21 protein-coding genes are annotated in these 19,164 nt (G+C 71.1%); 12 read left to right on the top strand and 9 right to left on the bottom strand.

What is annotated here, in order from left to right:
- Positions 1-372 precede the first annotated feature (372 nt).
- Complete coding sequence (locus tag ACGGAQ_RS25705; protein WP_393053219.1) at positions 373-1,134, bottom strand: alpha/beta fold hydrolase; 762 nt, start codon at positions 1,132-1,134, stop codon at positions 373-375.
- A gap of 24 nt (positions 1,135-1,158) precedes the next feature.
- Complete coding sequence (locus ACGGAQ_RS25700; protein WP_393053216.1) at positions 1,159-1,728, bottom strand: TetR/AcrR family transcriptional regulator; 570 nt, start codon at positions 1,726-1,728, stop codon at positions 1,159-1,161.
- 96 nt (positions 1,729-1,824) lie between these two features.
- Between ACGGAQ_RS25700 and ACGGAQ_RS25695 the strand changes: the two genes are divergently transcribed.
- The 3 genes from ACGGAQ_RS25695 (at position 1,825) to ACGGAQ_RS25685 (ending at position 4,488) form a co-directional block, all read left to right on the top strand.
- On the top strand, positions 1,825-2,763 hold the full coding sequence (locus tag ACGGAQ_RS25695) for an oxidoreductase (RefSeq protein ID WP_393053214.1): 939 nt from the start codon (positions 1,825-1,827) through the stop codon (positions 2,761-2,763).
- Between the two features lie 150 nt (positions 2,764-2,913).
- Positions 2,914-3,240, top strand: a complete 327-nt coding sequence (locus ACGGAQ_RS25690) for a hypothetical protein (RefSeq protein ID WP_393053212.1) — start codon at positions 2,914-2,916, stop codon at positions 3,238-3,240.
- A gap of 213 nt (positions 3,241-3,453) precedes the next feature.
- Positions 3,454-4,488 (top strand): NAD-dependent epimerase/dehydratase family protein, encoded by a 1,035-nt coding sequence (locus tag ACGGAQ_RS25685; protein ID WP_393053209.1) that lies wholly within the window; start codon positions 3,454-3,456, stop codon positions 4,486-4,488.
- Here ACGGAQ_RS25685 and ACGGAQ_RS25680 read toward each other — a convergent pair.
- Positions 4,468-5,745 (bottom strand): hypothetical protein, encoded by a 1,278-nt coding sequence (locus ACGGAQ_RS25680; protein ID WP_393053206.1) that lies wholly within the window; start codon positions 5,743-5,745, stop codon positions 4,468-4,470. The two genes, ACGGAQ_RS25685 and ACGGAQ_RS25680, sit on opposite strands and share 21 nt — an antisense overlap.
- A gap of 253 nt (positions 5,746-5,998) precedes the next feature.
- Here ACGGAQ_RS25680 and ACGGAQ_RS25675 point away from each other — a divergent pair, with 253 nt between their 5' ends.
- From ACGGAQ_RS25675 to ACGGAQ_RS25665, 3 genes are all read left to right on the top strand, one after another.
- The gene (locus ACGGAQ_RS25675; RefSeq protein WP_393053203.1) at positions 5,999-6,502 is read left to right on the top strand and encodes a hypothetical protein; all 504 of its coding nucleotides are present in this window, start codon (positions 5,999-6,001) and stop codon (positions 6,500-6,502) included.
- 94 nt (positions 6,503-6,596) lie between these two features.
- Positions 6,597-6,983, top strand: a complete 387-nt coding sequence (locus tag ACGGAQ_RS25670; RefSeq protein ID WP_393053201.1) for a VOC family protein — start codon at positions 6,597-6,599, stop codon at positions 6,981-6,983.
- A 300-nt stretch (positions 6,984-7,283) separates the two neighbouring features.
- The gene (locus tag ACGGAQ_RS25665) at positions 7,284-8,177 is read left to right on the top strand and encodes a septum formation family protein (protein ID WP_393053198.1); all 894 of its coding nucleotides are present in this window, start codon (positions 7,284-7,286) and stop codon (positions 8,175-8,177) included.
- A 13-nt stretch (positions 8,178-8,190) separates the two neighbouring features.
- Here the strand turns inward: ACGGAQ_RS25665 and ACGGAQ_RS25660 are convergent, their stop codons facing one another.
- The gene (locus tag ACGGAQ_RS25660) at positions 8,191-9,210 is read right to left on the bottom strand and encodes a hypothetical protein (RefSeq protein WP_393053195.1); all 1,020 of its coding nucleotides are present in this window, start codon (positions 9,208-9,210) and stop codon (positions 8,191-8,193) included.
- Positions 9,211-9,335: 125 nt separating this feature from the next.
- Between ACGGAQ_RS25660 and ACGGAQ_RS25655 the strand changes: the two genes are divergently transcribed.
- From ACGGAQ_RS25655 to ACGGAQ_RS25635, 5 genes are all read left to right on the top strand, one after another.
- Positions 9,336-9,731 (top strand): VOC family protein, encoded by a 396-nt coding sequence (locus ACGGAQ_RS25655; RefSeq protein ID WP_393053192.1) that lies wholly within the window; start codon positions 9,336-9,338, stop codon positions 9,729-9,731.
- Between the two features lie 118 nt (positions 9,732-9,849).
- Entirely contained in the window at positions 9,850-11,028 is a 1,179-nt protein-coding gene (locus ACGGAQ_RS25650) for a sensor histidine kinase (protein WP_393053189.1), read from the top strand.
- Positions 11,018-12,235 (top strand): hypothetical protein, encoded by a 1,218-nt coding sequence (locus tag ACGGAQ_RS25645; protein WP_393053186.1) that lies wholly within the window; start codon positions 11,018-11,020, stop codon positions 12,233-12,235. The genes ACGGAQ_RS25650 and ACGGAQ_RS25645 overlap by 11 nt, the downstream gene beginning before the upstream one ends.
- On the top strand, positions 12,208-12,921 hold the full coding sequence (locus ACGGAQ_RS25640; RefSeq protein WP_393053183.1) for a response regulator: 714 nt from the start codon (positions 12,208-12,210) through the stop codon (positions 12,919-12,921). Before ACGGAQ_RS25645 ends, ACGGAQ_RS25640 begins: the two co-directional genes overlap by 28 nt.
- A 71-nt stretch (positions 12,922-12,992) precedes the next feature.
- On the top strand, positions 12,993-13,706 hold the full coding sequence (locus ACGGAQ_RS25635) for a hypothetical protein (RefSeq protein WP_393053180.1): 714 nt from the start codon (positions 12,993-12,995) through the stop codon (positions 13,704-13,706).
- Positions 13,707-13,737: 31 nt separating this feature from the next.
- Here the strand turns inward: ACGGAQ_RS25635 and ACGGAQ_RS25630 are convergent, their stop codons facing one another.
- The 4 genes from ACGGAQ_RS25630 to ACGGAQ_RS25615 all read right to left on the bottom strand — a co-directional run bounded on the left by ACGGAQ_RS25630 (position 13,738) and on the right by ACGGAQ_RS25615 (position 17,734).
- A complete protein-coding gene (locus ACGGAQ_RS25630; RefSeq protein WP_393053178.1) occupies positions 13,738-14,490 on the bottom strand; it encodes a lysophospholipid acyltransferase family protein in 753 nt (250 codons plus the stop codon).
- Positions 14,491-14,583: 93 nt separating this feature from the next.
- Positions 14,584-16,644, bottom strand: a complete 2,061-nt coding sequence (locus ACGGAQ_RS25625; protein ID WP_393053175.1) for a glycogen debranching N-terminal domain-containing protein — start codon at positions 16,642-16,644, stop codon at positions 14,584-14,586.
- Entirely contained in the window at positions 16,644-17,015 is a 372-nt protein-coding gene (locus ACGGAQ_RS25620) for an SCP2 sterol-binding domain-containing protein (RefSeq protein ID WP_393053173.1), read from the bottom strand. The genes ACGGAQ_RS25625 and ACGGAQ_RS25620 overlap by 1 nt, the downstream gene beginning before the upstream one ends.
- Positions 17,016-17,317: 302 nt before the next feature.
- Positions 17,318-17,734 (bottom strand): CBS domain-containing protein, encoded by a 417-nt coding sequence (locus ACGGAQ_RS25615; RefSeq protein WP_393053170.1) that lies wholly within the window; start codon positions 17,732-17,734, stop codon positions 17,318-17,320.
- A gap of 216 nt (positions 17,735-17,950) precedes the next feature.
- On the opposite strand from ACGGAQ_RS25615, the gene ACGGAQ_RS25610 reads away from it, so the two are divergent.
- Positions 17,951-18,532 carry a nucleotidyltransferase family protein gene (locus ACGGAQ_RS25610; RefSeq protein ID WP_393053167.1) on the top strand — a complete coding sequence of 194 codons (582 nt, stop codon included), beginning with the start codon at positions 17,951-17,953 and terminating at the stop codon, positions 18,530-18,532.
- Between the two features lie 77 nt (positions 18,533-18,609).
- Here ACGGAQ_RS25610 and ACGGAQ_RS25605 read toward each other — a convergent pair whose 3' ends face one another.
- A complete protein-coding gene (locus ACGGAQ_RS25605) occupies positions 18,610-19,053 on the bottom strand; it encodes a PPOX class F420-dependent oxidoreductase (protein ID WP_393053164.1) in 444 nt (147 codons plus the stop codon).
- Positions 19,054-19,164: the final 111 nt, after the last annotated feature.

Here is a 19,164-nt window from a genome sequence, read left to right as displayed (position 1 = left end):
ATGGTCGACCGGCCATCCCTCGTAGGACAGTCGGGTAACGACGAGCGGCCTGCAGGCGACAATGATGTCAGGGTGACCACGGTAGACGGCCGCCCCGAGGGCCCTGAGCCGGTAACCATCCGTGCCGCACTCGCGCTTTGCGCCTCGGGGTGGCGATCCCCCTCGCGATCGTCAGTTTTCCGTTCCTGTTGGTGTGGGCATTCACCCTGGTCTGGTGGTCACCTGCGCTCACCGGCCCGGGTCCCAACCGTGTGATCCCGCCGTCGACGGGTGGGGAGCCTGCTGGCGTCCGGAGCAGCGAACCTTCCTGCCGGGCGCACCCACCACACATCGCAGTTCAACGGCTTCGTGGCGGGGTTGAGCAATTGCCGCCTACGGCTGCAATGCCGACAGGAGCAGATCCGTCACCGCTGCGGGGTGCGTGACCATCGCCAGGTGATGGGCGTCAAGGCTCCGGACCCGGTACCCACGTTCTTCCGCCTGCTCTGCCGTGGAGCGGTACGCGGCGCTCAGCTGGAGGTAGATGTGTCCGGCGGAGTCCCATGCCTCGCCCGGCGTGGGCAGCACCTCGGAGACGACCTGCCACGGCAGTTCGGGTATGCCGTCCAGCACCGATTGCCGCTGTTCGGGGTCGGGCAGGACATCGGCCAGGGATGCCGTGGGGAACCAGGTGTCCCAGCGTGGCAGCCGGCCCGACACCGCAATCTCTCGCAGCCAGGTGGCCCGTTCCGCCGGCAGTGATCCGACCCAACTCGTGCCCGGATGCGGCAGGCGGGCATCCATGAAGACGACGTCGAGCTGCTCACTGCCGACCGCGTCGGCGATACCCGGCAGGTAGGCACCCGCGCGGCTGTGGCCGACGACGACGGTGGGCGCGCCGGGAGTGACTGTGGCAGCCGCCGTGCAGACCGCCGCATGAAAGGAGGTCGACTCGACGAGGGGGCGAAGGTCCAGCACTGCCACACGCCACCCCGCCGCTTCGAGATGCGACCGCAGGGCGTCCCATGTCGCTGAGGTGAGGAGCGGGCTGTGGACGAGGAGCATCGTTGGTTCGGCGAGCACAATCGCATCCTGGTGGCTGTGCAGCCATCCGTACAGCCGAGCCTGCTTCCGCGCGCCCACGCCGCTCGACAACCGCGGACAGGCTGAGCGGGATGATCAGTTGGCGCGCAGACCGTCGCAAACGACGGCGATGACGCGGTCGCGGGCACCGGTGTCGGTCGGGTCGGCCTCCCGCGCAAGGCAGCCGCTCATCAGGGCCTTCACATCGGCGAAGGTAATCCCGTCCCGAATCGCTCCCGCCCGTTGGGCGGCGTTCAGCATGGCGTGCAGCCGACCTGACACGTCACTGCCGGCCTCGACGGCAGCCGACTCGATGTCGAATCCGGCACCGGCCAGCGACTCCGCCAGCCCACGGTGGTTCGTGCCCTCATGGATGAGCTCGGCGAAGAAGATGAAGAACGCCGGCCCCGGCTCCTCCGTGGCCGCCAGGGCGTCCGCCCGAGCGGTGAGCGACGCCATGCGATCAAGCAGGACAGCCGCGAACAGCGCCTCCTTCGTCGGGAAGTGGCGGCTGACGGTGCCGGTGCCCACCCCCGCCCGTCGCGCGATCTCGTGGACCGGCACGGAGAGCCCTTCGGTGGCGAATGTCTCCGCCGCGGTCCGCAGCACCAATGCCCGATTGCGCCGGGCATCGGCGCGCGGTGCTCGCGCAGGCTTGCCCGTCATCGAGCGTCCTTTCCTTCTGTCCAAACGGGATGGCCGTCCCGTATATTCACTCCATCCGGGACGACGGTCCCGATTATAGGTATCGGGAGGGCCACCATGCCGAGATGGACCACCGACAACGTCGGCGACCAGCATGGCCGCACCGTCGTCATCACCGGCGCCAACAGCGGCATCGGTCTCGAAACGGCCAGGGTGTTCGCAGCCCGGGGCGCCTCGGTCGTCCTGGCCTGCCGCGACCGCGACAAGGCCACCGCCTCGGCAGCAGCTCTGCCCGGCCCGAACGTCACCACGCTCGACCTTGACCTCGGCTCGCTCACCTCGATCCGCCGCGCCGCGGAAGAGCTGCGGTCACGCCACGCTCGGCTCGACCTGCTCATCAACAACGCGGGACTGATGATGCCGCCGCTCGGTCGTACCGAGGACGGGTTCGAACTCCAGATCGGAATCAACCACCTGGGCCACTTCGCCCTGACCGGGCTCCTCCTCGACCGGCTACTCGCCACGCCCGCCTCGCGCATCGTCACCGTCAGCAGCTCGGCGCACCGCCAGGGGCGTATCGACATCGACGACCTGCAGTTCCAGCGCCGCCGCTACAGGCCGCCGACCGCCTACAGTCAATCCAAGCTCGCCAACATCCTGTTCACCTACGAGCTTCAGCGCCGCCTCACCACGGCGAACGCCCAGCCCATCGCAGTCGCGGTCGAACCCGGCATCGTCTCCACCGGCCTGCAACGCCACGTCGCCGGCGCGATGGCCGTCGGTGTCGCGGTCGTCGGAAAGCTGATCGGCCAACCCACCGCCACAGCCGGCGCGCTCGCCACTTTGCGCGGCGCCACCGACCCCACAGTCAAGGGTGCCGACTACTACGCCCCCGACGGTCGACTGTTGAACGCGTCGGGTCACCCGGTACCGACTCGATCAAGCCCCGCGTCATACGACGTAGACACCCAGCGCCGACTGTGGGCGGAGTCCGAGCGGCTGACCGGGGTGACGTACTCATTCACCGGCCAACCCGACACGGGCACAGCCGCTTGATGCTCCGCGTCGACGTTCTGGAATCCTCGCGTGATCCTCTTCAGCGAGGACGCCCCTCGCCCCGCCCGCGCTGGCCCTGCCCCAGCCTGCTGGCGGCCTCCGGCCGGTTATCCACGGTCTTGCCTGACGAGCATGTGTGATCCTGCTGCGGTGGAAGTCTGGGATCACGACGGCAAGCTGTACGAGGTCAACTCCTACTACAGCCTGACCGATGACGCCTGGCAGTACGAGCTGGTTGGACTGACCGGAGCACCCGGAACCGGCCCGTACATCATCGTCACGATTCCAGACGCAACACCGGACGATGGGCCGTTCACACCGCGCCCGGCGAGCGACGTGATCTTCACCGCTGGTAGCGGGGATGTGCCATGGCCCATCCTGCGTCGTTTCATCGACCTGGTTGAGTCGTCCGGAGACATCGTCCAAGGCCCGGCTGACAGCCGATCGCCGAGCGCAGAGCCTGGGGCCGCGCTCTAGAGCCCACCCGTAAGGTCGTGGTCGGCGAAGGGGGAACGGCAACGAGCTCAGCCAGAGCAAACGCCAGCCGCATTCGTTCCACTCGTCGGCTCGAAGCCTCCGGACCAGGATCTGGCCGAGTTTCCCGCTCAAGCTGCTCGACGGTTGTCACGGCGGTCGGGCGAAGCACTCTCCGCCGACCAAGCGATTCGCCCGGGCCGGCAGGATGGGCCCATGCGGATGCTGGTGCTTGGCGGAACCTGGTTCGTGGGGCACGCCATCGTTTCGAGCGGAATCGGCGCCGGCTGGGAGGTGACGACATTCAACCGCGGCACGTCAGACCCCTTCCTGCAAGCGGTACGGCATATCCGCGGCGACCGGACCCGTCCTGAGGACGTCGCCATTCTCGCTACCGCCGGGCCTTGGGATGCCGTTGTCGACACCTCTGGCTACGTGCCCAGGAACGTCCTCGACGTGGCAGGCGCGCTCGCTCCCTTCGCCAATCGCTACGTCTTTGTATCCACGCTCAGCGTGTACCGGGACTGGCCGGTCAAGCCGCTGAGCGAGCAATCCGAGGTACTTCATTGCCCGCCGGACGCGGGCCCGGGCTACGGCACCGACACCGAGGACGGACCGACCCGCTACGGCTACCAGAAGGCCGGCTGTGAGGCAGCGGCGCTCGCCGCATTCGGAGCGGAACGAACCACAATCCTGCGCGCCGGCGTCGTGCTCGGCCCGCGTGAGTATGTCGGCCGCCTGCCCTGGTGGCTACGCCGTGTGGCCGCTGGCGGCGAGGTACTAGCGCCAGGCTCGCCCAACCGGGCAATCCAGCCGATCGACGTACGCGACCTGGCCGCGTTCGCATTGCATACCATCACTGACGACTTGGCCGGCGTGTTCAACGTTTGCGCTCCGGTGGGTAGCGCGACGTTCGGAGAACTGCTCGCGCACTGCGCTCAGTCGACGCACACCGATACCTCCTTCACATGGGTGCCTGATGACTTCCTGCTCGCACAGGGCGTCCGGCAGTGGTCCGAGCTGCCGCTCTGGCGCACCTTCGACGGGGTGTGGAACGTCGACACCGCTGCCGCACAAGCCGCCGGCCTTCGGACCCGCCCACTCGAATTGACCGTTCGGGACACCTGGCGGTGGTTGGTCGAGGGCGGGAACATCAGCAACCACGACCGTGCCGCCGAAATCGGCATCAGCCGAGAGAGGGAAGCACAGGTTCTGGCAGCGTGGCACCGCTCAAACGAGCGGTCGAGATGAGGTCTCCGACAGCCACACCGCGATTTGGTCGGCGAGCCGCCGTGCCTCGGCATCGCCGCTCCCCGGTGCCTCGTTCAGCAGACGTTCTAGCCGAGCGAGCCGACCGGTCAGCGAGACGTTGCGCCTTTGCGGCGGCAGAGCCAGCACGGTACGCAGCGCCTCAGCAGCCCCGTCCAGGTCTCGCATGTGTAGGTGAGCAGCGGCCATGTCGATGTTCGTGCCGTTGATCTGTGAGTACGGCCGCCGCGCTGTCGGCAGCGCCTGATAAACGCGCAGCGCATCGAGGGCGTACCTCGCTGCCTGTTCGCCGTTACGGAGGTCGAGCCAGGCAGCGGCGGCGCAGGCTGCGGCGCGTGCGTCTCCGAAGGAGAACTCACCACCGGTCGCCGTAGCCATCTCGTCCGGCCGACCTTCTGCCGCCTCCCTGTCTTGTTGGGCAGCGTCCAGAACGGCAGCCACTGACGCGGGGTCATCGAGCAGGGCATAGGAGCGAGCGGCGATGTAGCGCAGCCTCAGCTTCGGTTCACCGTCAGGGGCCACACGCATCGCTCTGCCGTAATAGCTGAGAGCAGCATCCGGCTCGTTGCGCCAGTTCGCCAACGTCATTTGCAGCCCATACGTCCACGCCTTCAACGACACGTGGCCGGCAAGGTCTGCGTACTGGGTAGCCGCCCGGGCAAGGGCGGCCGACTCGGTCCAGTGCCCGAGGTCGAAAGCGGTGGAGGCCATGAGTGATGCGCCCTGGCCGATGACCACGAAGAGATCGGCCAAGTCCCCAGGCCGCCGCGTACGGTCGGCCAACGCTCGCGCCTCGTCACGCAGCCGCCGGGCAGTTGAGAACGTGTCGAAGGCAGCCATTCCAACAGACCGCGCCAGCACCGCCATGTCCTGCTGCATTGCCTCGATCGAGTCAGGCGGCACCCCTGTGCTCGACAGCAGCGAGTCATGGGCGACTGCATCTGCGGCATCACTCACGACATCGCCAAAATCAGTGCCGCTACGAGCGCCTCTGTGCTTCCCGGCGACGTCGTCGATGTCCTGGAGGAACTGCGATCTGACCGAGTCCGAAAGCCGGCCGACTGCTGCGTCCAGCAACTCTTGGTTCGCGCTGCCGGGCACCGTCTCCGGCCGACTGTGCCAGTACGCAACGGTTCTGACCGCGATGCCCAGCCAGGCCGCGAACCCCTCGTTCGTCATCCCGGCGGCAGCTTGCAGCACACAGGCCAGGCGTCCAGTCCACTGATCCACCCTCGCCATCGCGCCTCCCGCGAATGCGTTGCATCGGATTGCCGCTCGTTGCATCAGCTTTGCATGGGCGCATCGTCCGACTTCGACTTCACTGGACTCAGCAATCCGATAGAAGCACCAGAGGACATGGGGTGACCAGCTTCAAGACACGGCCCGGCCCGGGCCGGGATCGAGCGCGTTGTCACAGCCAATATGAAGGCGGCCCTGGACCGGCGCAGCCACGCCGATCGAGGGCCTTGATCGCCTAGCAAGGAGGCGACCCGTGAGCACCCTACCCACCCTGCCCGCCTGCCCAGAACCCGCGACGATCCGCATCGAGCTGTACTCAGCGGACTCTTTGGACGCCTGCGCGTACACCTGTGTTGACCACACCATCCGCGCAACCGCAGCCGTCGCCCGCGCCGGGTTGGAGGCGCACCTGATCGGCATTGCACCGGACGTCGAGCGGTCCTGCGGGCATGTGTTCGTCTTCCCGACCGGCACCCTTGCCGACGCCCCGGCCGAGCAGGCGCACCCACGTTGGTGCGACCGGGACGACTGCGAGCGTCGAGGTCAGCACCACTCCCGCATTCTCGGCGTGGGCACCGACCGGCCGGAGGCGGCCACCGTGCAAGCGGTCCTGGTGCAGGCCCTGCATCAGGCTGCTGAGCCGATGGTGCGCCTGGAGGGCAACCCAGCAACCCGGCTGCTTCTCTCGGTCCGGCAGACGCGGGTATTGCGGTACCGCCTGGCTATTCTGCTCGACCTGACCAGGGCAGGGCGCTGACGCGGATCAGCCGAGATCCATGCTCGGCAAGAAGTGCAGGGTGCATGTCCTCGGGTGGGCTCGCGCGCGGCGGCTCTGCTGATAGCGTCGCCGCATGTCGATGTTCCGGACTCCTCAGGTGATCCTCTTCAGCGAGGACGTCCCCCGCGCCGCCGAGTTCTACGCCGGTCTCGGCTTCACCGAGACTTTCCGGGTGCCGACCGAGGGCGAGCCGATCCACATCGATCTGGCGTTCGACGGCTACAAGATCGGCGTCGCCTCGGTGGCCTCCACTCGCGACGATCACGGACTCGACCCCGTACCGCAGGGTCAGCGGGCCGCGGTGATCCTCTGGACCGACGACACCGCTGGCGCGTACGCCGCCCTCACGGCGAACGGCGCCCCCGCCCTGGCCGCGCCGCACCGGTGGCTCGACCGCCTGCTTATCGCGTGGACGGCCGACCCGGACGGCAACCCGATCCAGATCGTCCAGCAGCTCTGAGGGCCTGTTGCGCCGGCGGTGGACGATGGCCCGGTGGCAAAGGGCGGGTCATCCGCTGTGGCTGTCCGCCGTGTCGATGTGCTGTTGAGCGGTATTCCTCAGAGGTATAAATATGACTCTGAGGTATATCGCTTAGCACCGCATCCGCCCCACGGAGGTAACCGAGGGTCACCGCCGGCAGCCGCACGGCCTGGGCAGCGGGATCGACCGGATCGAAACCCGCACCGGAAGCGGGTGCCGACCCGTCGCGCCGGTGCCATATGCTGCGCGCGTCCACACGGGGGCCACGGGGAGAATCACATGCGACGGTACGGCAGGGCAGCGCTCGCGGCTGCGTTCCTCACGGTGGCGCTGGCGGGCTGCGGCACGCCGGCCGGCACGGACGGTGACCTGTCCGACGACTGGCGACCGATGGCGGCAGCGCAGCAGTTCGCCCCGAAGGCCGGCGAGTGCCACGTCATCCCCGAGGCGAGCTCGTACCTGAGCAGCTACTCCCCCGTCGACTGCGCGAAGACCCACCTGGTCGAGACGTTCCACGTCGGCACCTTCACCGGCGCCCTGGCCGCGCGCAGCACCCCACCCACCGTGGAGTCGGCGGCCATGCGTGGCGTCTTCGCCGACTGCGACACCCGGGCCAAGGAGTTCGTCGGCGGGGACTGGCGCACCGCGCGGCTCTCCGTCCAGGTCGCGCCGACCTCGCCGGACGGGTGGGCGGGTGGCAGCCGCTCCTACCGGTGCGACATCTTCGAACTGGACGAGGTGGACGGCGCCAACGGCGACTCCGACCGGGCCATCCACCGGTCCGGGACGCTGCGCAACGCGGTCGGCAGCCGCTCCCCGCTGACGTACGGCTGCATGAACGAGGACGAGTGGGGCCGACTGCGGCCGGCCGCCTGCACGGCCGGGCACCAGTACGAGTTCGTCGGCGTCTGGACCGCCCCGGATCGCTCCTACGCCGACGCCGTGCGCGACGAGGACGCGGTCCACCCCGCCTGCCGTACGCTCGTCGCCCGCTACGCCAAGGTGCCCGTCGACGCCAGCCTGCGCTATCGCACCGGCACCGCGTACCGCTTCCCCTCGCAGGAGCTGTGGGCGCGCGGCGACCGGGGTGTGCGCTGCTACTTCTGGTCCGGCGGCACCAACGTCAAGCGGTCGATCGCCGGCGGTGGCACGAAGGCACTGCCGGTCGGCTGAGTCCGTCGGACGCTCAGCTCGGCCCCAGCAGCCCTGCCAACGCGGCGTCGCCCTGCCCGAGGTGAGTCCCGCCGGGCGATGCCACGACCACGAATCGCCGGCAGGCGTCGAGTTCGACGTACCACTCGGGCCCACCGCCATCCAGGGACCGGAGCACCGCGAAGCGGGACGCCGGGGTGGCACAGTCGGCCGCCGGCCGGGTCGTGGCCAGGGCGCGGAGCGCCTTCGCCTGCCGCTCGGGTGGCAGCGGCCCGCCGTACACGAAGTCACCCGCCGGTTTGCCGCCGCCGCGCTCGGACGGGGGCACCTCGTAGACGCAGAGGCGCAGCGGCCCGGCCTTCGGAGTCGTGCCGGGCGCGACACGCCCGGGACGTCCGAGGTGGGTCTCCACCCACACCATGTCGGACCACCGCTGCTCGCAGCCGGCGGTCTCGGCCGCCGACGATTCGACGAGCCCGACCGTACGGGCGTCGACAGTGGTCAGGCGCAGCCCGTCCAACGCCGCGCGCACCTCCGGGCGCGGCTTGCCGCAGGAGTCCGTCGGCAGGTACGGCCGCAGCCACCGACCCTTGTCGTCGAGCAGCGCCAGCCAGGGCGGGACGAGCATCTCAAGGGTGCAGGCGCTCTCCCCTCGGCCCCGGCCCTGGTCGGACAGGCGCAACGCGGCCACCAGCGGGCCGATCTCGTCGGCGCGGCGCTCGGTGGCCACCTCCTCCCGGCCGCCACCGGCGCGTGGCCGGACCTCGCGACCGCAGAGCACGGCGGCGACCGGAACGAACGCCGGGTCGATCCGTCCGATCTCCGGCTCGACCCCGGCCGGCGTCGGCGCCGCGGGCCCGTCCGACCCCGGCGGTACGGGCATTACGACGCCGGCCTGCGGCGCGACCTCGGCGCAGGAGGTCCACCTCTCGACGATCTCGGCCGGGCCGGGATCCTTCGGCGTGTTGACCGTGCCCGCGCAGCCCGCCATTACCAGCCCGCACAACCCCAGGCGGAGCAGCGCCGCCACCAGTGTCGTTCCGCCCGAGCGCATCCGGCTCACCACCTCTCTACCGCCGGATGAGACGGGCGGCCGTCCGGCGGGGTTCCCGCGTGACGTCGCCGACCATGGGCGACGCCGCCCGCCGGGGTCGGCGCATCCGTCGGCATGATGGCCCGATGGGACATCTGGGACTGGTCGCGGTACTGGTACGCGAGTACGACGAGGCGATCGACTTCTACGTGGGCGGCCTCGGCTTCGAGCTGGTGGAGGACACGGCCCGCCCGGACGGCTCGCGCTGGGTGGTGGTGCGCCCGAAGGGGGCCCGGGAGACGGCGCTGCTGCTGGCGCGAGCGAGCAGCGCCGAGCAGCAGGCGCGGGTGGGCGACCAGACCGGCGGACGGGTCGGCCTGTTCCTGCACACCGAGGACTTCGCCCGGGACCACGCCCGGATGGCCGCGGCCGGGGTGCGGTTCCTGGAGGAGCCACGGCACGAGGCGTACGGCTCGGTGGCGGTCTTCGTCGACCTGTACGGCAATCGGTGGGACCTGATCCAGCCCCGCAGCGCAGCGTGACGACAAGGCGACACGATGCGCACGGTGGGTGAACGCTCACCGTCCGCCATGCTATTCTCCGATGTCGATCTCTGCCGCGCGGACCCGGACCGGGTCGTTGTCGGAAGGACAGCTCCCGATGCCGGCGACTGCCGCCCCGACCGTGCCACCGCCCGTCCTGGACAGCCCGGCCGGCGGGGCGTTGAGCCTCATCTTCACCACATTTCCGGCGCTACTGCGGCTGACGTGCGGGTTGGTCGGCGCCGCGGTGGCGCTGTCGGTGCGTACCCCGCCGGTCGATGAGGCCCTACTGCTGCCCGGCGTGGCCACGCTCACCGGATGGTCTCTCTGGTACGCCGGTCGAGCGGTGCGCCACGGGATCACCCCGGCACTGGTCGCCGGTGACGTCGGGCTCACCGCGCTGGCCTGCCTGCTCATTCCTCGCCTGGTGGCGCCCGAGGTGCTCCCCGGCGAGGGCAGTTGGATCGCGGTGCTCGCCAGCACCACGGTGATCAACGCGCAGGCCACCGCACCGGCCCGCTGGTCGGTCCCGGCCGGGCTGCTGGTCACCGCCACCTACGTGGTGGGCACGCAGGCGGCCGGCAACCCCGCCGAATCCCGGGCGCACGCCGCCACCCTGCTGGTGCAGACGGCCTGCACGGCGATGATGGCGGCAGTGATGCGCCGCCGGATCGGGCGGGCCGACCGGGCGTTCGCCGAGCACCAGCGGTTGACCCGGGAGGCGTTGGTCGCCCGGGCCGCCCGGGAGGCGGAGCGCCAGCAGAATCGGGATCTGCACGACACCGTCCTCGGCACGCTGACCATGGTGGGGCTCGGCGCGGTGGCTGGCCCGTCGGCCGCGTTCCGCGACCGGTGCGCCGCCGACCTGCGTACTCTCGTCGCGTTGACCGATCTCGGCCCGGTGCCCGGCGACGGCCCGGTTTCCCTCGACGGTCGGTTGCGGACGGTGCCCGACCGGCTGCCCGAACTGCCGGTGGGCCTGGAGCTGGCCTCCTGCGCGGTGCCCGCCGGGGTGGCCGACGCGATCGCCGAGAGCGCCTACGCGGCACTGTCCAACGTGGTCCGGCACGCGCCGGGCGCGCGGGCCACACTGCGGCTGACCCGCGACGCGGTCTCCGTCGTGGTCGAGGTGGTCGACGACGGCCCCGGCTTCGATGCGGACACCGTCCCCGCGCACCGGTACGGGCTGCGCGAGTCGATCCACGGTCGGATGGCGGCGGTCGGCGGGCGGGCCGAGGTGCGCTCCGCGCCCGGTGCGGGCACCCGGATCCGACTGGAGTGGCCCGGTGTCGGCTGACCTCGGTGCCTCGGCAGCGCGCACCCGCACCCGCGAGGCGCCCATCCCGGGGCCGTCGCCCGGCCCGGCCGACGGGCCCACACCGCCCGAGTCCGCGGTGCTCGCCGCGCCGGCCGCGGTGGCGCACGCCTCCGACCGGGGTGCCCGGATCGTCGCCGTCGCCATCGCGCTGGCCTGGCATGTCGCGATCGGACTGCCGGCGGTGCTGGCGGCGCGGACCCAGTTCACCGCGCCAACGGTGGTGCTCGGCGGTTGGATCCTGGTCGCCGTGACCGGCGCGGTGGCCGGCGTCCGGCTGCTGCGGGGCGCGCCGCTGCCGCCCTGGCCGCTCGCCGGGCTGCTGCTCGCCGTCGACGCGGCCGTCTTCGCCGCGGTCGGCGATCGGCAACTGTTCGCCGCCGCGAACTGGGTGTGGGGCACGCTCGGCTGGTTCTTCGTGCTGGCGCTGTGGGGTCGGCGGGTCAGCGGTCTGGTCGCGCTGCTGACCACGCACGCGTTGATCGCGCTCGCCGCCGTCCTCGCGCACGGCCCCGGCTCGGCCGACCTGGCCCGTTACACCATGTACGTCTACGGCACCTTCTCACTGCCGGTGGCGGTCTTCGTCGGCAGCGCGGTGATCGTCGGCCTGGCCCGGGACCGGGCCGCCGCGGCTGCCACGCTGCACACGCTCTCCGCCGAGCGGGCGGCCGCCGAGCGGGGCCGGCGGGAACGCCGTGACCGGCTCGCCCTGGTCGGCGCGGCGGCCGGACGGGTGCTCGGCGAGCTGGCCGCCGGCGAGATCGCCCCGGACGACCCGGAGGCGCAGCGCCGCTGCGTGCTGGCCGCGGCCCGGCTGCGCCGCCTGATCGCCGAGTCCGACGACGTGCCCGACCCGTTGCTGCACGAGCTGCGGGCCGCCGCCGACCTGGCCGAACGCAACGGGCTGCCGATCGACCTGGTCGCCATCGGCACCCCACCGCCGCTGCCGGTCCAGATCCGCCGCCGGCTGGCCGACCCGCTCACCGGCCTGCTCGCCGACGCCCGGGGGTGGGCGCGTCTGACCGTGGTGTCCGGCCCCGGCGAGGTGGTGGTCAGTCTGGTCACGCCGGACCGGGAGGGGCCGGACGCGACAGGCCCTCCGCCCGGGGAGCACGAGGACGGGCCGGTGCAGCACCTCTACGAACGGGACGGGAACATCAGATGGGCGCAGACCCGGTGGTTGGGGTGACCGGTGACCGGCTGATCGGGGTGTCGATCGTCGACGACCACCCGGTGGTCGTCGAGGGAGTGCGCGCCTGGCTCGCCAGCGAGCCGCGACTGACCGTGCTGGCCACCGGGGACGACCCGGACGAGGTGCTGCGCGCCGCGCCGGACGCCGACGTCGTCCTGCTCGACCTGCGGCTGCACGGCCGGATGGCGCTGGACAAGCTGGCCGAGTTGAGTGCCAGCGGGCGACGGGTGGTGGTCTACTCGGAGCACACCGACCCGGAGACGATGCTCGCCGCGCTGGACGCCGGGGCGGTGGCTTTCCTGGCCAAGCACGAGGGCCGGGAGCACTGTGTGGCGACCGTGTTGGCCGCGGCGAGCGACCGCCCGTACGTGCCGCCGGCGCTCGCCGGCGCGATGGTCGGCGACCCGAGGCCGGACCGGCCGATGCTGTCCGACAAGGAGCGTGAGGCGCTGCTGCTCTGGTTCCAGTCGATGTCGAAGGCGTCGGTGGCCCGTCGCATGCAGATCAGCGAGCACACGGTGAAGCAGTATGTGGACCGCGCGCGGATCAAGTACACCCGGGCGGGGCGGCCGGCAGCCACAAAGGCCGCTCTGCTCGCCCGTGCGATCGAGGACGGGCTCGTCCGCCCGGAGGAGATCGGCATCTACCGGTCACAGGCGACGCACGACCGGCCGACCCCCTAACGGGCGTCATGACAGCGGCCGGCGCATCGGCGAGGCTCAACCCACAGCCAGCTGACCGGGAGGTCGTGACGATGCACGCCGACGCGTCCCCCTTCTTCATCGGCCCACACCGGTTCGACGCGTCGGACGACGACGTGGGCCCGACCCTCGACCGGCGTTACGACATGCGCCCGCTGCCCGGCGAGAAGGTGCTCGGCAGGCACCGGCTGCTCGTCGCGGGCTACCTGCTCGGGCCGACCGAGACACGACGCGGCTGGCAGCTTCCCGGGCCGGTCTCGGTGACCGTCACCGACCAGCGGATCTGCTGGGTGGGCACCGGCTCGCAGCTGTCCCTGGTCGACGACGACCCGCCGCGGTCCCGGCCGGCGGGACGGCTGACCGGTCTGATGACCGGCCAGATCCGCTGGCAGTGGCCGTCCCGGCTGGAGCTTCCCCCCACCGATCCGGCGCAGCTCATGATCGTCTGCGACGCGTTACGCACCATCCAGCAGCCGGCGCTGGCCCTCGGCGGGTCGCCGGGTGAGGTCATCGCGCTGGCCCGGCAGGTGCGCCGGGCCGTGGCCATGTTCCGGCTCACCCGCCCGCAACTCGTGGACCTCTCCGCCCAGGAGCGCGACGTCCTGCTGCTGCGGGCCGGCCCCGCGCTGCCCGCCGGGGAAACCCGGATCACCCTGCCCGGCTCGCTGCCGGTGGAGTTCCGCTCCCGCGACGACTACTACCGCTCGGGACCCGAGCCGACCTCCTGGGACGGTTTCGCCGGCGGCGCGGCGTCCGGGCGGTGGTGAAGCCGGTCCGCGCGGCCGGTCTTGATCATTCTCAGACGCTCGGGCTGCGCTCCTCGCCGACGGCGTCCAGCGCGGCGGCCTCCTCCGGCGTCGGCGCGGTGCCACCGAGGTGCGCCGGCAGCCACCAGGTGTCCTCCGGGCCGGCCGGCGCATCCGGGTACTCGCGCTGGGCCCGCTCGACGAGCGCGCTCAGCCGGGTGGTCAGCTCGGCGGCCAGCACGTTCGGGTCCGGGAAGTCCGCCGGCTGGATCGGCTCGCCGATCAGGATGGTGATGGGTGTGTGCCGGCGGGTGAGGGTGCGGGGGCGGCCCTTCGTCCAGAGCCGCTGGGTGCCCCACAGCGCGACCGGCAGCACCGGCACCTTCGCCGAACGGGCCATCCGCACGGTGCCGCTCTTGAGTTCCTTGACCGTGAACGACCGGCTGATCGTGGCCTCGGGGAAGACGCCCACCACCTCGCCGCGCTTGAGCGCGTCGACGGCCGAGCGGAACGAGGCGGCGCCGGCCTGCCGGTCCACCGGGATGTGGCGCATGCCGCGCATCAGCGGGCCGGAGATGCGGTGCGTGAAGACCGACTGCTTGGCCATGAACCGCACCAGCCGACCCGACGCGTTCGCACCCAGCCCGGCGAAGATGAAATCGAGGTAGCTGACGTGGTTGCTGGCCAACACCGCCCCGCCGGTGCGGGGTACGTGGTGAGCGCCCTCGATGGTGATCTTCAGGTCGAGGACCCGGAACATCGTCTTGGCGGCGGCGATAACGGGCGGGTACACGAGCTCCGGCATCCGCAGAATCTACCCTGCCCGGCTGGGGATCGCCTGGGTGGCGGCCCGGCGGCGACGCGAGTGGCGCGCCGCCGCCGGTACGCCGGTCAGGGCTCAGTCGGCGAGGCTGTTCAGATCGATCCGGCCGCGGGCGAAGGCGTCCACCCGACCCCAACGACCCGGGATGTCCAGCACCTCGATCCGGCCCATCCCGACCGGCAACCGTGGTTCCACCGCCAGGTGCCCCTCGTGCGGTTCGAGGCCGAGCATGGTGCGCAGCAACAGCAGCGGCGTACCCGTCGACCAGGCCTGCGGGCTGCACGCCGTCGGATACTCCACCGGGAACTTCGTCAGCTCCCGCGGGTAGCCGCCGAACGCCTCCGGTAGCCGCCCGTCGAAGTACGTGGCCGCGTCCAGGATGCCGTTGGCGATAATGGCGGCCTCCTCGGCGAAGCCGTACCGGCGCAGGCCCCAGGCGATGAAGGAGTTGTCGAACGGCCAGATCGTGCCGTTGTGGTAGCCGATCGGGTTGTACCGCGTCTCCCCCTCGGCGAGGGTCCGCACCCCCCAGCCGGAGAACAGTCGCGGCCCGACCAGGTGCGCCGCCACCTTCTCCGCGCGCTCGGGCAGGACGATCCCGCTCCAGAGCAGGTGGCCGATGTTGGAGCTGAGGACGTCGCACTGGCGGCCGTCCGGGTCCAGGGCCAGCGCGTAGTACTCGCCGTCGGCCACCCACCAGTCCCGGTTGAACCGCTCCTTCAGCGCCGCGGCCTCCCGCTCCAGCTGGTCGGCGAACTCCGGGTCACCCCAGAACTGGCGGGCCATCCGCGCCGCGCGGACCTTCGCGTCGTACGCGTACCCCTGCACCTCGCAGGTCGCCCGCGGAAAGGGCGGCAGGGTGCCGTCGGAGTAGGAGATCGAGTCCCAGGAGTCCTTCCAGCACTGGTTTTCCAGGCCGGTCTCGGTGTTGCGCCGCTCGTACCAGATGTAGCCGTTGCCGACCAGGTCGGCGTAGCTGTCGATCCACTTCAGCGCGGCCCGGGACTCCTGCTCCAACTCCTTGACCAGCGCCACGTCCCCGGTCCACCGCTCGTACTCGTCGAGCAGCACGACGAACAGCGGCGTGGCGTCCACCGACCCGTAGTACGGCGAGTGCGGCTGCTCCTCGAAGGCCGCGGTCTCGCCGTAGCGCATCTCGTGCAGGATCCGCCCCGGGTCCTCGTCGCGGAAGTCGTCGAAGCGGCTGCCCTGCAGCGACGCCAGGATGCGCAGCGTCGTCTTCGACAACTGCGGGGTGAACGGCAGCGTCTGCAGGCAGGTGAGGATGCTGTCCCGGCCGAACATGGTCATGAACCAGGGCAGGCCGGCGGCCGGCAGGGTGGCGCCACCCAGCGACAGCGGTGAGAAGCGCAGCGCCGCCAGGTCGATCAGGCTGCGCCGGTACGTGCTGGCCACCCGACCGTGCTCACTGTTGACCTTGGGCGCTTCCGCGATCCACTGCTCCAGGTCATGTTGCAGGGCCAGCCGCTCGCCGCCGTGCACCCGCAGCCCCATCCGCAGGTCCCGGTCACCGGGCCCGACCGCGCGCGTCTGCACGTCGATCGCCGCTTCCCACTGCTCGTTCGGCTCCAGGTGGACGGTGTACGCGAAGCCCTTGTCGTCGTACCGGGCCGACATGGACGAGGAAATGATCGTCTCGCGCCGGAAGTTGCCCCGGCGGTAGCCCAGGCGCAGCTTGTCCGACTCCACCTCGGTGTAGATCTCGCCCTTCTTGTTCAGGATCTCGTCCTTGACCTGGAACAGGTCGGCGAAGTCGGACGCCGCGTCCATCCGTATTTCCAGGTCGACCGCTTTCTCGTCGTGGTTGAGGATGGTGAGTTGCTCCCGGAAGCTGCCGCCGACCGCACGCTCCCGGATGATCGACAACTTCGCGTCCACGTAGTGCGTCGCCATCCCCGGCACCAGGAAGAACCGCGACTCGAAGTACTGCAGGTCGTCGTACGACAGCGAGTTGAGGCGTTCGCCGTTCACGCTCAGCACCCACGTGGACAGGAACCGGGTGTCGATGGAGAAGAGCCCGGTCGGCTCACTCGGCGTCGCCTCGATGTCACCGGTGTCCTCACAGACGACGAACGTGTTGCCGTCCAGGATCCGGATCGTGTTGCTCTGGCCCATCAGCGCACCTCCCCCGCGAAGCGGCGACGCGGCCCACGGGCGTCCGGCGACCCGGGGAAGACCCGCTCCACCTGCACCACCAGCCGGGCGTCCCCGGACACCGTCATGTCCCCGCGCAACAGGGCGGCCAGGCCGTGCTCACGGCCGGCCGTGATCTCGTCGAACAGCATCGGGCTGGTGCCGATCACCGTGTCGGCCTCCCGGTCCTCCTGGCTCACGTTGAGTCGCCCGTGGTCGATCGCGAGCAGCCAGTGCCGGGTCTGCGCCCCCTCGTGCAGGTCGATCCGCAGTGTCCCGGAGGTCTTCGCCAGCAGAGGCTCGTACCCCCGCCGGTCCAGGTCCTCAAAGAACCTCGTGGTCGCGTCCACCATCGGGTCCACTCCTCCCAGTTGGCCGGGCCCGGGATCCCACCCGGCGCGCTCGCGTCGCGCGCACGGCCGGCGTTGCACGTCCCCGCACGGGTCCCCCGACCGCGCAAGCCCAACCTCGCCCACATCGGGTGACCCCACCCACCCACCCCAGCCCACCCCACCCCCCTGCCTCGGTGATCAAGAGGTTTGCGTCACCGCGTCCGGCGTGTCGTGACGCGAACCTCTTGATCACGGAGGTGGGTGGGGCACGGCAGCGCCGGCCCTCCCCCGCAGGGGAGGGCCGGCGCGTTGGCGGCGGGTCGTCAGTTGTTCGGATCGTCGGCGCTGATGTCGGCCAGCACCGACTGCGGTTCGCGCTCGACCGCGAGGTCACCCATCGAGACGAGGCCGACCAGGCGTCCGTCGTCGATCACCGGCAGCCGGCGTACGGCGTAGGTGCGCATCAGGTCCGCGGCGGCCACCGCGTCGTCGTACTGGCTCACGGTGATCACATTGCGGCTGGTGATCTGGCTCAGCCGGGTCGAGCCCGGGTCCATGTTCTCCGCGACACCACGGACCGTGATGTCCCGGTCCGTGACGATACCGACGACACCGTTGCCATCGGTCACCACCACGTCACCAATCGCGCTGTCGCGCATCTCCTGCGCGGCGGCGATGAGCGTTTCGTTGCCGTCCATCGTCACCAACCGGGTCGTCATGAACTCTCCGACCGTTGTCATGGTGCTCCCCTCTCGGTGTCGGCACGGCCCGTCTACCCGCCGCACGGGAGGGGGTAACGCCGACGGCCGGGCCGCTGTCCGGGGCGGGCGGCTGTCGCGGCCGCGGCCCGCGGCCGTTTCGCGGGGCCGCCTGATCGACAAGGTCGGGACGCCGGGCGAGACAGTGGCACAGACCCCACCAACTGGCCGAGAACAGCACCGCCTAGCGTGGGTGGCGTGCTGACGGGCGAGCGGGAGCTGAGGGACCTCGTCGCCGGCAACGTCTGGCTGACCCAGGCGCTGACCGTGGTCCGCGACTCCGGCCTGCCGGACGCCTGGATCGGCGCGGGCGCCCTCCGCGACCTCGTCTGGGGCGAACGGTACGGCGACGGGTTCGACCCGGCGACGGTCCGCGATGTGGACGTGGTCTTCTTCGACCCGACGAGACTGTCCCGCGACGACGACCACCGGGCCACCGCCCGACTCGCCGCGGCCTGGGCGGCGCCGCCGTGGGAGGCACGCAACCAGGCGGCGGTCCACACCTGGTACGCGTCGAAGTTCGGCGGCGATCCGATCGCCCCGTACCGCAGCGTCGCCGAGGCGGTGGCCACCTGGCCGGAGTACGCGACCGCCGTGGCGGTGCGGCTGCGCCCGACCGGTGAGCTGGAGGTCTGCGCCCCGCACGGCCTGGCGGATCTGCTGGGCGGGGTGTGGCGGCACAACCCCGCCCGGGTGGGCGTCACGCTGTCCCGGCAGCGACTGGCTCGCCACCGGCCCGCGCAACGCTGGCCCGGCGTCACAGTGATCGAGCCCGGCTGAGCCGGGATTCGTCGCCCAAGGGTCAGCCGTCAATCGCAGTCCGCGGCCCCGCAGACACGGCGTGGCCTCCGACCCTCTCAGGCGCGGGGCGGCATTCCGTAGATCCGCTCCACGTGCAGGCGCAGCACCACCCGCCGCTCGGCGACCATGGCGTTGCGATAGTCGGCCCAGTCCGGGTGCTCGCCGCGGAGCGTCCGGTAGAGGCCCACCAGCTCCTCGACCGTGGCGTCGTCGACGTCGGCCGCCGGAGCGGTCAGCTCGGCCCGCCCCTCGACCACCGCGTACGCCCAGCCGTCCTCGCTGCCGACGTGAAAGCTGGCCCGTGGGTCCCGACGAAGGTTGGCGGTCTTGGCCCGGCCGTCGGTGACGGACACCCGGATCAGGCCGGCCGCGCGGTCGAACGAGTAGACCACTGTGGACAGCTGGGGTCGCCCGTCGCGTTTGAGGGTGGCCAGCACGCCCATCGAGCGGCCGGCGATCAGGTCGGTCAACGCCTGCTGCTGGCTGGGGTCTTCCGGCACGGCATCCTCCAGGTGACACGGTCGGCTAGGTCCATCCAAACATGACCGGCGTGCTCCCGCCCCCGATGCACCGCCGCCCGCCACGGACCGCGGACCCCCGCCGAGACCGGC

Origin of the sequence: Micromonospora sp. NPDC047557 (genome assembly GCF_043205095.1) — a bacterium.
Taxonomy (GTDB): domain Bacteria; phylum Actinomycetota; class Actinomycetes; order Mycobacteriales; family Micromonosporaceae; genus Micromonospora.
Note: the sequence above shows the minus strand (reverse complement) of the source record. Positions and strands in the feature narration are given on the sequence as shown.